11 protein-coding genes and 2 pseudogenes are annotated in these 12,581 nt (G+C 59.9%); 12 read left to right on the top strand and 1 reads right to left on the bottom strand.

Annotated elements, in window-relative coordinates; genetic code table 11:
- Window positions 1-113: 113 nt before the first annotated feature.
- The 12 genes and pseudogenes from exaC to darG all read left to right on the top strand — a co-directional run bounded on the left by exaC (window position 114) and on the right by darG (window position 11,722).
- The gene (gene exaC, locus AB4N48_RS01155; RefSeq protein WP_024014465.1) at window positions 114-1,634 is read left to right on the top strand and encodes an acetaldehyde dehydrogenase ExaC; all 1,521 of its coding nucleotides are present in this window, start codon (window positions 114-116) and stop codon (window positions 1,632-1,634) included.
- 197 nt (window positions 1,635-1,831) lie between these two features.
- Complete coding sequence (eat, locus tag AB4N48_RS01150; RefSeq protein WP_024014466.1) at window positions 1,832-3,283, top strand: ethanolamine permease; 1,452 nt, start codon at window positions 1,832-1,834, stop codon at window positions 3,281-3,283.
- A gap of 52 nt (window positions 3,284-3,335) precedes the next feature.
- Window positions 3,336-4,730 carry an ethanolamine ammonia-lyase subunit EutB gene (locus AB4N48_RS01145; RefSeq protein ID WP_024014467.1) on the top strand — a complete coding sequence of 465 codons (1,395 nt, stop codon included), beginning with the start codon at window positions 3,336-3,338 and terminating at the stop codon, window positions 4,728-4,730.
- Between the two features lie 5 nt (window positions 4,731-4,735).
- Window positions 4,736-5,560 (top strand): ethanolamine ammonia-lyase subunit EutC, encoded by an 825-nt coding sequence (gene eutC / locus AB4N48_RS01140; protein ID WP_130929126.1) that lies wholly within the window; start codon window positions 4,736-4,738, stop codon window positions 5,558-5,560.
- Between the two features lie 115 nt (window positions 5,561-5,675).
- Window positions 5,676-6,137 carry a GNAT family N-acetyltransferase gene (locus tag AB4N48_RS01135; protein ID WP_007958617.1) on the top strand — a complete coding sequence of 154 codons (462 nt, stop codon included), beginning with the start codon at window positions 5,676-5,678 and terminating at the stop codon, window positions 6,135-6,137.
- 228 nt (window positions 6,138-6,365) lie between these two features.
- Window positions 6,366-7,016, top strand: coding sequence for a DedA family protein (locus AB4N48_RS01130; protein WP_095181915.1), 651 nt, complete (start codon window positions 6,366-6,368; stop codon window positions 7,014-7,016).
- 4 nt (window positions 7,017-7,020) lie between these two features.
- Window positions 7,021-7,833: a M90 family metallopeptidase gene (locus AB4N48_RS01125; RefSeq protein ID WP_460094654.1), complete on the top strand. Its 813-nt coding sequence runs from the start codon at window positions 7,021-7,023 to the stop codon at window positions 7,831-7,833.
- A 112-nt stretch (window positions 7,834-7,945) separates the two neighbouring features.
- Window positions 7,946-8,473: an inorganic diphosphatase gene (ppa, locus tag AB4N48_RS01120; RefSeq protein WP_003205933.1), complete on the top strand. Its 528-nt coding sequence runs from the start codon at window positions 7,946-7,948 to the stop codon at window positions 8,471-8,473.
- Window positions 8,474-8,794: 321 nt separating this feature from the next.
- Window positions 8,795-9,541: a S24 family peptidase gene (locus tag AB4N48_RS01115; protein ID WP_041477707.1), complete on the top strand. Its 747-nt coding sequence runs from the start codon at window positions 8,795-8,797 to the stop codon at window positions 9,539-9,541.
- A gap of 424 nt (window positions 9,542-9,965) precedes the next feature.
- Complete coding sequence (locus AB4N48_RS01110) at window positions 9,966-10,205, top strand: type II toxin-antitoxin system RelB/DinJ family antitoxin (RefSeq protein ID WP_039761862.1); 240 nt, start codon at window positions 9,966-9,968, stop codon at window positions 10,203-10,205.
- A pseudogene (locus AB4N48_RS01105) lies at window positions 10,195-10,489 on the top strand (type II toxin-antitoxin system RelE family toxin). The gene AB4N48_RS01110 and the pseudogene AB4N48_RS01105 overlap by 11 nt, the downstream one beginning before the upstream one ends.
- A gap of 148 nt (window positions 10,490-10,637) precedes the next feature.
- A pseudogene (gene darG, locus AB4N48_RS01100) lies at window positions 10,638-11,722 on the top strand (type II toxin-antitoxin system antitoxin DNA ADP-ribosyl glycohydrolase DarG).
- A gap of 45 nt (window positions 11,723-11,767) precedes the next feature.
- On the opposite strand, the gene AB4N48_RS01095 reads toward darG, so the two are convergent.
- Window positions 11,768-12,580 carry a YfaP family protein gene (locus AB4N48_RS01095; RefSeq protein ID WP_423520107.1) on the bottom strand — a complete coding sequence of 271 codons (813 nt, stop codon included), beginning with the start codon at window positions 12,578-12,580 and terminating at the stop codon, window positions 11,768-11,770.
- Between the last annotated feature and the right edge of the window lies 1 nt (window position 12,581).

Genomic DNA, 12,581 nt, shown 5'->3' with positions numbered 1-12,581 from the left:
CAAGCCCTTGATTTGCCTGACCTGCACGGCAGTGGCCCGAGCCTTGCTCTACGCTTATAGCAAGCGCACTTGCGCGTTTCTCTAATAAGTACAAAGCCAAGGAGAACATCATCATGCGTTACGCCCATCCCGGTACCGACGGCGCCAAAGTCTCGTTCAAGAGCAAGTACGGTAACTACATCGGCGGCGAATTCGTCGCGCCGGTCAAAGGTCAGTACTTCACCAATACCTCGCCAGTCAATGGCCAGCCAATCGCCGAATTCCCCCGCTCCACCGCCGAAGACATCGACAAGGCGCTGGACGCTGCCCACGCCGCCGCCGATGCGTGGGGCGCTACTTCCGTGCAGGCGCGCTCGCTGATCCTGCTGAAAATCGCCGACCGCATCGAAGAAAACCTCGAACTGCTGGCGATCACCGAAACCTGGGACAACGGTAAAGCCATCCGCGAAACCCTCAACGCCGACATCCCGCTCGCCGCTGACCATTTCCGTTATTTCGCCGGTTGCCTGCGCGCCCAGGAAGGCAGCGCTGCGGAAATCGACGGCAACACCGTGGCTTACCACATTCATGAACCGCTGGGCGTGGTCGGCCAGATCATCCCGTGGAACTTCCCGCTGCTGATGGCCGCGTGGAAACTTGCGCCAGCGCTGGCCGCCGGTAACTGCGTGGTGCTCAAACCTGCCGAGCAAACCCCGCTGGGCATCTGCGTGCTGATGGAACTGATCGGCGACCTGCTGCCGCCGGGCGTGCTCAACGTCGTGCAAGGCTTCGGCAAAGAAGCCGGTGAAGCGCTGGCGACCAGCAAGCGCATCGCCAAGATTGCCTTCACCGGCTCGACCCCGGTCGGCTCGCACATCATGAAATGCGCAGCGGAAAACATCATTCCGTCGACCGTGGAACTGGGCGGCAAGTCGCCGAACATCTTCTTCGAAGACATCATGCAGGCCGAGCCGAGTTTCATCGAAAAAGCCGCAGAAGGCCTGGTGCTGGCGTTCTTCAACCAGGGCGAAGTGTGCACCTGCCCTTCCCGCGCGTTGGTGCAGGAATCGATCTACGACGAATTCATGCAGGCAGTGATGAAGAAAGTCAGCCAGATCAAACGTGGCGACCCGCTGGACACCGACACCATGGTCGGCGCCCAGGCATCGGAGCAGCAATTCGACAAGATCCTCTCGTACCTGGAAATCGCCAAGGGCGAAGGTGCGGAGCTGCTGACCGGCGGCAAGGTGGAAAAACTCGAGGGCAGCCTGGCCACCGGTTATTACATCCAGCCAACCCTGCTCAAGGGCACCAACAAGATGCGCGTGTTCCAGGAAGAAATCTTCGGCCCGGTGGTGAGCATCACCACCTTCAAGGACGAAGCCGAAGCCCTGGCGATTGCCAACGACACCGAGTTCGGCCTCGGCGCCGGCCTGTGGACCCGCGACATCAACCGCGCCTACCGGATGGGCCGGGCGATCAAGGCCGGTCGCGTGTGGACCAACTGCTACCACCTGTACCCGGCGCATGCCGCGTTCGGCGGTTACAAGAAGTCCGGCGTCGGGCGTGAAACCCACAAAATGATGCTCGACCATTATCAGCAGACCAAGAACCTGCTGGTGAGCTACGACATCAATCCGTTGGGATTCTTCTGATCCTGCGATGCTGATCGTTCCCACGCTCTGCGTCGCTGATCGTTCCCACGCTCCGCGTGGGAATGCCTCAACGGACGCTCCGCGTTCGGTTTCGAAGGGACGCGGAGCGTCCCGGGCTGCATTCCCACGCAGAGGGTGGGAACGATCAGGTTCCTGGCTGTAGCCGGGCCAATAAAACAATAAAAATGGTGAACCCTATGCCAAGCGAATCCCCGGCCGGCGCTCCGGCGACCGGCTCCTCCGTCGACTTCGAAAAAGTCGGCACCGATTATTTCCAACAACGCGAACTGAAAAAAGGCGCCGCCGGCTGGGTCCTGCTGGTGGGCCTCGGCGTCGCTTATGTGATTTCCGGCGACTACGCCGGCTGGAACTTCGGCCTCGCCCAGGGTGGCTGGGGCGGGATGTTTCTGGCCACGCTGCTGATGGCGACCATGTACCTGTGCATGTGTTTTTCCCTGGCCGAATTGTCGTCGATGATTCCCACCGCTGGCGGCGGCTACGGTTTCGCCCGCAGTGCGTTCGGGCCGTGGGGCGGGTTTCTTACCGGCACCGCGATCCTCATCGAGTACGCCATCGCCCCCGCCGCCATCGCGGTGTTCATCGGCGCCTACTGCGAGTCGCTGTTCGGTATTGGCGGCTGGATGATCTATCTGGCGTTCTACATCATCTTCATCGCCATCCACATTTTCGGGGTCGGCGAAGCGCTCAAGCTGATGTTCATCATTACCGCCGTCGCCGCGCTGGCGCTGGGGGTGTTTCTGGTGGCGATGGTGCCGCACTTCGACGTTGCCAACCTGCTCGACATCCCGGTGACCACTGCGGTCGGTGCCAGCCCGTTTCTGCCGTTCGGCTACGTCGGCGTGTGGGCGGCGATTCCCTATGCGATCTGGTTTTTCCTCGCCGTCGAAGGCGTGCCATTGGCCGCAGAAGAAACCAAAAACCCCAAGCGCGATCTGCCGCGCGGCCTGATAGGGGCAATGCTGGTGCTGCTGATGTTTGCCCTGCTGATTCTGATCGTCGGTCCCGGCGGCGCTGGTGCGAATTCGCTGCTGACCTCCGGTAATCCACTGGTCGAAGCACTGAGCAAAGCCTACGGTGGCTCGACCTGGATGGGCAGCTTCGTCAACCTTGTCGGTCTGGCTGGGCTGATTGCCAGTTTCTTCTCGATCATCTACGCCTACTCGCGGCAGATCTTCGCTCTGTCGCGGGCCGGTTATCTGCCGCGCAAACTGTCGCAGACCAACAAGAGCAAGGCACCGGTGCTGGCTCTGGTGATTCCCGGCATCATCGGCTTTGGTCTGTCGCTGACCGGCCAGGGCGATTTGCTGATTCTGGTCGCGGTGTTCGGCGCGACCATTTCCTATGTGCTGATGATGGCCGCACACATCACCCTGCGTATCCGGCGCCCCAAAATGGACCGGCCGTATCGCACGCCGGGCGGCATTTTCACCTCGGGTGTGGCGCTGGTGCTGGCGTGCATCGCCGTGGTGGCGGGTTTCCTCGTCGATCCACGGGTGGTGATCGGCGCCGCGATCATCTATGGAGTGTTAATTGCTTACTTTGCTTTCTACAGTCGGCATCACTTGGTAGCAGGCACGCCGGAAGAAGAATTCGCGGCGATTCAAAAAGCTGAACAAGCCTTGCACTGATTGTCGAAAACCACGGCGCAGAGCTGTTCTGCGCCGTCACGGAGAACGCTGAATGGCCAGTTTTGCTCACACGGTCGGCGCGCAGACTTACCGCTTCGACAGCCTCAAAGACGTCATGGCCAAGGCCAGCCCCGCCCGCTCGGGGGATTTTCTCGCCGAGATCGCCGCGCTCAACGACGGCGAACGGGTGGCCGCGCAAATGGCCCTGGCGGACATCCCGCTCACGCACTTCCTGCAGGAAGCGCTGATCCCCTACGAAGCCGACGAAGTCACCCGGCTGATCATCGACACCCACGACAAACAAGCCTTCGCCGTGGTCAGTCACCTGACCGTTGGCGGCTTTCGCGACTGGCTGCTCAGTGACGCGGCGGACGAAACCAGCCTGCGCGCCCTCGCCCCCGGCCTGACCCCGGAAATGGTCGCCGCCGTGTCGAAGATCATGCGTGTACAGGACCTGGTGCTGGTCGCGCAGAAAATCCGCGTGGTCACCCAATTTCGCGGCACCCTCGGTTTGCGCGGGCGCCTGTCGACCCGCCTGCAACCCAACCACCCGACTGACGAGCCGTCCGGCATCGCCGCGAGCATTCTCGACGGCCTGCTCTACGGCAACGGCGATGCGATGATCGGGGTCAACCCGGCCACCGACAGCATCGCTTCGATCTGCGCGATGCTGGAGATGCTCGACGCAATCATCCAGCGCTACGACATCCCGACCCAAGCCTGCGTGCTGACCCACGTCACCACCTCGATCGAGGCGATCAACCGTGGCGTGCCGCTGGATCTGGTGTTCCAGTCGATTGCCGGCACTGAGGCGGCCAATGCCAGTTTCGGTATCAATCTGAATGTCTTGCAGGAAGGCTACGACGCCGGGCTCAGTCTCAAGCGCGGCACACTCGGGCAGAACCTGATGTATTTCGAAACCGGTCAGGGCAGCGCGCTGTCGGCCAACGCCCACCACGGCATAGATCAACAGACTTGCGAGACAAGGGCCTACGCCGTGGCGCGACATTTCAAGCCGTTCCTGGTGAACACCGTCGTAGGATTTATCGGCCCGGAGTACCTCTACAACGGCAAGCAGATCATCCGCGCCGGCCTCGAAGACCACTTCTGCGGCAAGCTGCTCGGTGTGCCGATGGGCTGCGACATCTGTTACACCAACCACGCCGAAGCCGATCAGGACGATATGGACACCCTGCTGACGTTGCTCGGCGTCGCCGGGATCAACTTCATCATGGGCATCCCCGGCTCCGACGACATCATGCTCAATTACCAGACCACTTCGTTTCACGACGCCTTGTACGCCCGCCAGACCCTGGGCCTGAAACCGGCGCCAGAGTTCGAGCAATGGCTGGCCAACATGGGCATCTTCACCCAGGCGGACGGCAAGGTTCGCTTCGGCAACAATCTGCCGCCGGCCTTCCGCCAGGCCTTGGCGCACTTGGGATGAGTCTTATGGAAAAACCACCGGTCGATCCGCAAAACCCCTGGCTGGAACTGCGCCGCCTGACCCCGGCGCGGATTGCCCTGGGCCGAACCGGCACCAGTCTGCCGACGCGGGCGCAGCTGGATTTTCAGTTTGCCCACGCCCAAGCCCGTGATGCCGTGCATCTGGCCTTCGATCACAGCGAAATCAGCGCACAACTGAGCGACCGCGGGCGGGAAACCCTGGCGCTGCAAAGCGCCGCGTCGGACCGACACACCTATCTGCAACGCCCGGATCTGGGGCGCAAGCTCAGCGATGCATCGGCGCAGGTCTTACGCGATTACGCCAGCGAACACCCGGGCGGCGTCGATCTGGTGATGGTCGTCGCGGATGGCCTGTCGGCGCTGGCGGTGCATCGCCACACCCTGCCGTTCCTGACGCGCCTGGAAGAACAGATGAGCGGCGACGGCTGGTCCGTGGCGCCGGTGGTGCTGGTGGAACAGGGCCGCGTCGCCATCGGTGACGAGATCGGCCAGCTGCTCGGGGCGAAAATGGTGGTGATGCTGATCGGCGAGCGCCCGGGTTTGAGTTCGCCGGACAGCCTCGGGCTGTATTTCACCTACGCGCCGAAGGTCGGCCTCACCGACGCGTATCGCAATTGCATTTCCAATGTTCGGCTTGAAGGTTTGAGCTACGGCATGGCGGCGCATCGCTTGCTGTATCTGATGCGCGAGGCCTGTCGGCGGCAGCTGTCGGGGGTCAACCTGAAGGATGAAGCTCAGCTGCACACATTGGAGGCGGACGACGCTGTCGACATGAAAGGCAACTTCCTGCTCGATCCACCGCCAGCCTGAACCGTTTCCGCATTGCCTTTCTGCGCTGCTTTCAGGCAGGATCGACGCACGGCCGCCCGGGTTTCCCATCGCCGTCAGAGCAGTTGAAGACAGCCACTTGAAGACGAGACCTATCATGCGGATTATTCAAGCGACCCTCGAACATCTGGATTTGCTGACTCCTTTGTTCGTCAAATATCGCGAGTTCTACGGCTCCCTGCCTTACCCGGATTCCTCCCGCGCGTTCCTCGAAAAGCGCTTGCGCCGCAAAGAGTCGGTAATCTATCTGGCCCTGGCCGACGATGACGACAAGAAACTCATGGGTTTCTGCCAGCTCTATCCGAGCTTCTCTTCGTTGTCGCTCAAACGCGTGTGGATTCTCAACGATATCTACGTTGCTGAAGACGCGCGCCGGCAACTGGTCGCCGACAATCTGATCCGTACCGCGAAGAAAATGGCCAAGGAAACCCAGGCCGTGCGCATGCGCGTCTCGACCAGCGCGGACAACGAAGTGGCGCAGAAAACTTACGAATCGATCGGCTTCAAGGAAGACACCGAGTTCAAGAACTACGTACTGCCGATCAGCGACGAGCTCTGACTCCAACGGCTTCGGTGATGAGGGAGTTCGCTCCCTCGCCACGGCCACCTTTTCCCTGACAATTGCTCACTTCGCGACACTCCCCGCTACAAAACCGACGCGCTTTTCATCGCTCAGACCGTATAATCCCGATCTTTCCGGCTTGTAAGAAAAACTACACCCCGCTGTAGGCTTACACGAAGTCATCCGCACAGGCCTGCCGAGTCGGGCCGTCATACAGGTGCCCCCATGGATTTCAACCCGCTCGACCTTATCCTGCATCTCGATGTGTATCTCGATTTGCTGGTGAACAACTATGGGCCATGGATCTACGCCATCCTGTTTATGGTGATCTTCTGTGAAACCGGGCTCGTGGTGATGCCGTTCCTGCCGGGTGACTCGCTGCTGTTCATCGCTGGCGCAGTGGCGGCCGGCGGCGGCATGGATCCGGTGCTGCTCGGTGGCCTGCTGATGCTGGCGGCGATCATGGGCGACAGTACCAACTACGTGATCGGACGCACGGCCGGGGAGAAGCTGTTCAGCAACCCGAACTCGAAAATCTTCCGTCGCGACTACCTGCAAAAAACCCACGACTTCTACGACAAGCACGGCGGCAAGACCGTGACCATGGCGCGTTTCCTGCCGATCATCCGCACCTTCGCGCCGTTCGTCGCGGGCGTGGCGCGGATGCCGTACCCGCGTTTCTTCGGCTTCAGCGTGCTCGGCACCATCCTCTGGGTCGGCGGTCTGGTCACTCTGGGTTACTTCTTCGGCAACGTGCCGTTCATCAAGAAAAACCTCTCGCTGCTGGTGGTGGCAATCATTCTGCTGTCGCTGGTGCCGATGATCATCGGCGTGGTGCGCAGCCGGTTCGGCGGCACCAAAGTGCAATCGCACTGATCCGATGTGGTCACTGAGCGCCTGGCGACGCCGGCGCCTCCTGGCCAGGCACCCGATTGCCGACGACCTGTGGCAACGGGTGCGCCATCAACTCTCCTTCCTCGATGGCATCAGCGCTGCTGAAGACCAGTGGTTGCGCGAAGCCTGCGTGCTGTTTCTCGACGACAAACACCTGACCGCCCTGCCCGGTGTCGAACTGCATCAGGAGCAACGCCTGCTGCTCGCCGCGCAAGCACAGTTGCCGCTGATGCATCTCGGTGATCTCAACTGGTACCAGGGTTTCCACGAGATCGTGCTGTACCCGGACGACTTCCTCAGCCCGCAACGCCATCGCGATGCCAGCGGCGTCGAGCATGAGTGGGACGGCGAACACAGCGGTGAAGCCTGGCAGCAGGGGCCGGTGATTCTCGCCTGGCCCGGCGTACAGGCCAGCGGTGGCTGGGAAGGCTACAACCTGGTGATCCACGAACTGGCGCACAAGCTCGATATGCTCAACGGCGACGCCAACGGCCTGCCGCCACTGCACGCCGACATGCGCGTCAGCGACTGGGCCAAAGTGATGCAGGCCGCTTACGACGACCTCAACCGCCAACTCGACCACGATCCAGACGCCGAAACCGCCATCGATCCCTACGCCGCCGAGAACCCGGCGGAGTTCTTCGCCGTCACCAGCGAATACTTCTTCAGCGCCCCGGATCTGCTCCACGAGGCTTATCCACAGGTCTACTTGCAACTGCAGCTTTTCTACCGGCAGGATCCGTTGGGCAGACTGCGGCAACTTCAGGCCACAGACCCGGTCTATCAGGCGCACGACTAAGCTCTGCACGACTTCTGGTACGTGGCGTCGGCGTAGGAATGTGCCTATAATCGCCGCCACTTTTTGGTCAATCCGGCCAAGTGTTTTTGGTCAACTACGGGGGCAACGCCCAATGAGCTACAGCAAGATTCCGGCTGGCAAAGACCTGCCGAACGACATCTACGTCGCGATCGAGATCCCGGCCAACCACGCGCCGATCAAATACGAAATCGACAAAGACAGCGATTGCCTGTTCGTTGACCGTTTCATGGCCACCCCAATGTTCTACCCGGCCAACTACGGTTACATCCCGAACACCCTGGCTGACGACGGTGATCCCCTCGACGTGCTGGTCGTGACCCCTTACCCGGTTGCTCCAGGCTCGGTAATCCGCGCGCGTCCAGTCGGCATCCTGAACATGACCGACGACGGCGGCGGCGATGCCAAAGTCATCGCCGTGCCACACGACAAGCTGTCGCAGCTGTACGTCGATGTGAAGGAATACACCGACCTGCCACCCCTGCTGATCCAGCAGATCGAGCACTTCTTCGCGAACTACAAGGATCTCGAGAAGGGCAAGTGGGTCAAGATCGAAGGCTGGGCCGGTGCAGACGCCGCCCGCGAAGCGATCACCAAGTCGGTTGCCGCCTACAAGGGCTAAGCAATTACGCTTTGCGTGACGCTTGAAAAAAACCCCGGATTTCCGGGGTTTTTTGTTATTGGCGTCTGCATAATCGACTCGGTTGTTCAGGTCGATGTAACTCGAAATACACCTTGGTCGGCCCCCTCTCCCCTCCGGGAGAGGGTTGGGGTGAGGGGCTCTTGAAAAAGCCCGGCTAAACAAACCGTTTAAATTCCTACATGCAGTTTTAATCTGTTTAATTTCCCACAAGTACGTCTTACATCCCGTCGCAAAATACAGGCTTTTTTTGAACGCCCGGTTTATTCAAACCGCTCTAGTCCGGCCGTAGACTCCGTGTTTATGAGAAAGAACACTAGCGGTCCACGATTCAAGGCACTCCTGGAAGCAGCGAACATCAGCACCACGGATTTCGCAAGGTTCTGGGGCACGGAAGCCCAAAACGTTCATAACTGGTACACCCGGGGCGTCCCGGCGTATCGCATGGAAGAAGTCTCACGCCTGTTGTCGGTCAATAGTGAATGGCTGAAAACCGGGGAAGGCGTCAAGGAGGTCGCGCGCCTGCACCCACCCGCCAGCAATGGCGACACATTCGATGCCCAGGCCATCTGCGGCGTCTACACCGTCATCAACCCCAGCGACATCGACCTGGCATTTTTCAAGGAAACCCCGATCGCCAACGGCGACGGTAAAACCCACGTCATCCTCGACCCCGACCAGTCCCTGCGCCTGCCCCGCGCCCACCTCGATCAACTCGACATCCAGCACGCCAACGCCATCTGCGCGCACATGATCGGCAACAGCATGGCCGATCGCATCGAAGACGGCTCCATCGTCGCCATCGACCGCGGCCTGACCCAGGTCGTCGACGGCGAAATCTACGCCGTAGAGCACGACGGCATGCTGCGCATCAAATACCTGCACCGCATGCCCGGCAACGGCCTGCGCATGCGCAGCCACAACAGCGCCGAATACCCCGACGAGGTCTTCCGGCCGGCGCAGATCGAAGAGCAGCGGATTCACATTCTTGGCTGGGTGTTCTGGTGGTCGACACTGGGCAAGCGCCGGCCGGTGGTGCCGTTTCTATGACATTTCACTCGAACCTGTGGGAGCGAGCCTGCCCGCGAAGAGGCCCTGACAACCGGTACAAATCCTGAGTTTGTACCGCTTCAGTCGCTCTAAACCGCACTTGAGGCTGGGAATCCAAAGCAAAACTCAGTATCCTGCGCCCCACATTCGCGCATCGACCCGCCCAGCGGCTCGGATGACGCCCGACGCGGCAGACCAACGTCTGACCAAGTCCCACAGCCGGACGCAGATCCGGATGTACGTTTTGAAGGCTGGCGCGGTTTACCAAAAATAAACCAAGCCAGTCCCCGAGAAGCCGGCCACAAGCCGGCTTTTTAATACCTGCAAAAAGGCTACGCCTACCGTCCGGAACTTGAATTCTCACTTGTCGAGAACGCGATCCCCTTGTTACCGTAACGACAACCGTCATTACAGGTATCCCATCATGGCTTCCATCAACATCCGCATCGATGATGATCTGAAACAGCGCTCATTCGCAGAACTCGAAAAGCTCGGCGTCACGCCGTCGGAGCTTCTGCGCCAAACCCTCCAATATGTAGCAGAGCGAGGCAAGTTACCCTTCAAAGCGGCGCTGCTCAGTGAAGAGGATGAAGCGCTGATTGCCGTAGTCACCGAACGTCTCGCATCCCCTCAGCGGGTCAAGGTGAGTCTGGATGACTTATGAGCTTGAGTTTGATCGACGTGCGTTAAAAGAGTGGAACAAGCTGGGCGATACGGTTCGCCAACAGTTCAAAAAAACTGGCTGAGGTCTTGGAGAATCCTCGAATCGAAGCCAATCGGCTTCGCGAGCTACCAGACTGCTATAAAGTGAAATTGAAAAGCGCCGGTTATCGCTTGATCTATCAGGTACTTGATCACGAAATCCTGGTGTTCGTGGTCGCCATAGGCAAACGTGAGCGGGAGGCAGCCTACGAGGTTGCGCAAGATCGCTTGCCATCCCGGACCTGATTTCGAAACATCCCATTTGCCGGACGCACGCCGCCGAGGTGCAAGTGCTGATCATTTGTAAAAAGTACAACGCGTACACCCTCAGAAGCAGACGTCGCACCCAGAGCCTGACGTTGCCTGTCCTTGCGCGTCCCAAATGGTATTTCCAATGATCAGATTCACCCAAGGCAACCTGCTGGAAGCCAAAACAGAGCCCTCGTCAACACGGTGAATACCGTAGGCGTGATGGGCAAGGGCATCGCATTGATGTTCAAAGAGCGCTTTGCGCAGAATTACCGCGTGTATGCAGCGGCGTGTAAGGCCGGGGAAGTAGAAACCGGCAAAATGCATGTGACTGCCACCAACGAACTCGACGGCCCTCGCTGGATCGTGAATTTCCCCACCAAGCGACACTGGCGGTCGCCGTCGCAGATGGCATGGATCAACGAAGGTTTGCATGACCTGCGGCGGTTCCTGCTTGAAAACGATGTGAAATCCGTTGCGGTTCCACCGTTAGGTGCTGGTAACGGCGGTTTGAAGTGGCCTGACGTCCGTGAACAGATTGTCGAAGTGTTGGGAGATCTCGATGCTGATGTCTTGGTGTTCAAGCCGTCCAACCAGTACCTGAATGTCGCCAAACGCGCGGGCGTAGAAAAGCTCACGCCAGCCCGGTCGCTTATCGCCGAACTGGTTCGTCGCTACTGGGTTTTCGGCATGGAGTGCAGTCTGCTGGAGATTCAGAAGCTCGCCTGGTTTCTCGAGCGCGCTATCGAGCAGCTGCCAGATACCGAGAACCCTCTGAACCTGAAGTTCGTCGCACATAAATATGGCCCATACGCCAACCGGCTTGAACACCTGTTTGATAACCTCGATGGCAGCTATCTGCACTGTGACAAGCGCATCAGCGACGCAGGCATTAATGATGTGATCTGGTTTGATCAAGATCGCAAAGCGTTTTTACAAACGTATCTCAAGACTGAGGCCAAGGCATATTCCCAAGCGTTGGAACGTACGGCGCAACTGATTGACGGTTTTGAATCGCCATTCGGTATGGAGTTATTGGCCACGGTCGATTGGTTGTTGAGCCAGGAAGGGGTATCTGCGACTGTTCCAGCGCTACGCGAAGCATTGAAGCATTGGGAAGGTGGCGCCGGTGCTGCGGCTCGCAAGAGCAAACTGTTCGATGATCAGGCCCTTGATATTGCGCTCAAGCGCCTGACATCCAGTACTTTCCGGCCTGGATTAGCGGCCTGAAAGACGCTCGATAAAATTGGGCAGCAACCTGCTGCCCAATTTCCGTCACGGATAACTGAACGACTTCACCAGCGTCAATTCCCCCGCCGTCCGCATCGGCACTACAAACGTCTCCATCTTCTCGCTCGGCGTGCCTTCTTCAGTAATCACCGTCACCTGCGCCGTGGTCAGCGCCTGAACCGCTTCATCCCCACCTTCGTCATCTCCGCGATATCCACCGCCGTAATAATTCACATACACCAGATACTGCCCCTTGATCGGCGCGGGCATGGCGGCGATTTCCGGGCCGTAGCCGGTGGTGACGTCGACGTCGAGGGCGGCGCCGTTGGCGGCGCTGCGGTTGCCGTACCAGATGTGGGCGCCGTCGGGGGTTATCAGATGGAGATCGAGGTCGGTGCCGTCGCTGTCCCAGGCCAGCAACACGCGCAGTTTGGCCGGGGTGGCGCCGCCGCGGGCGTTGAGGAATTGCGTGCGGTGGCGTTGCTGGCCGTCGGCGCTGCGGACTTCGACGCTGTTGCTGCCATTGGGGAAGGAGAACGGGCGATCGAAGCCGCCGGCGGGGTCGATTTTCAGCGGCATGCTGACGCCGTTGACGATCAGGCGCCCGGGTTCATTGTTTTTCGGCACGGCTTTGATCTGGCCGCTGATTCTCGCGGTATTGGCCTGGCCAAGCGGTGTGTTGACCGACGAGGCCGGGTAGTTGACGGTCTGGCGAAAGCTCTCGCCCTCGCCTTGCGGTGCGCCGCTGCGCCAGCCGCCGACCGGGGTGTCGAGTTTGACGCCATCGGCGGCGTGAGCCTGCGGCAGTACGTTGAGGGCACAGAGCAGCAGCAAGACCTGTGGATAACGGAGTGTCATG

The sequence above is a fragment of the Pseudomonas sp. S2_C11 genome (genome assembly GCF_054668395.1).
Note: the sequence above shows the minus strand (reverse complement) of the source record. Positions and strands in the feature narration are given on the sequence as shown.

Coding starts and splice junctions, on each gene's coding strand:
- exaC (WP_024014465.1), top strand. CDS start 114: ATGCGTTACGCCCATCCCGGTACCGACGGCGCCAAAGTCTCGTTCAAG.
- eat (WP_024014466.1), top strand. CDS start 1,832: ATGCCAAGCGAATCCCCGGCCGGCGCTCCGGCGACCGGCTCCTCCGTC.
- AB4N48_RS01145 (WP_024014467.1), top strand. CDS start 3,336: ATGGCCAGTTTTGCTCACACGGTCGGCGCGCAGACTTACCGCTTCGAC.
- eutC (WP_130929126.1), top strand. CDS start 4,736: ATGGAAAAACCACCGGTCGATCCGCAAAACCCCTGGCTGGAACTGCGC.
- AB4N48_RS01135 (WP_007958617.1), top strand. CDS start 5,676: ATGCGGATTATTCAAGCGACCCTCGAACATCTGGATTTGCTGACTCCT.
- AB4N48_RS01130 (WP_095181915.1), top strand. CDS start 6,366: ATGGATTTCAACCCGCTCGACCTTATCCTGCATCTCGATGTGTATCTC.
- AB4N48_RS01125 (WP_460094654.1), top strand. CDS start 7,021: ATGTGGTCACTGAGCGCCTGGCGACGCCGGCGCCTCCTGGCCAGGCAC.
- ppa (WP_003205933.1), top strand. CDS start 7,946: ATGAGCTACAGCAAGATTCCGGCTGGCAAAGACCTGCCGAACGACATC.
- AB4N48_RS01115 (WP_041477707.1), top strand. CDS start 8,795: ATGAGAAAGAACACTAGCGGTCCACGATTCAAGGCACTCCTGGAAGCA.
- AB4N48_RS01110 (WP_039761862.1), top strand. CDS start 9,966: ATGGCTTCCATCAACATCCGCATCGATGATGATCTGAAACAGCGCTCA.
- AB4N48_RS01095 (WP_423520107.1), bottom strand. CDS start 12,580: ATGACACTCCGTTATCCACAGGTCTTGCTGCTGCTCTGTGCCCTCAAC.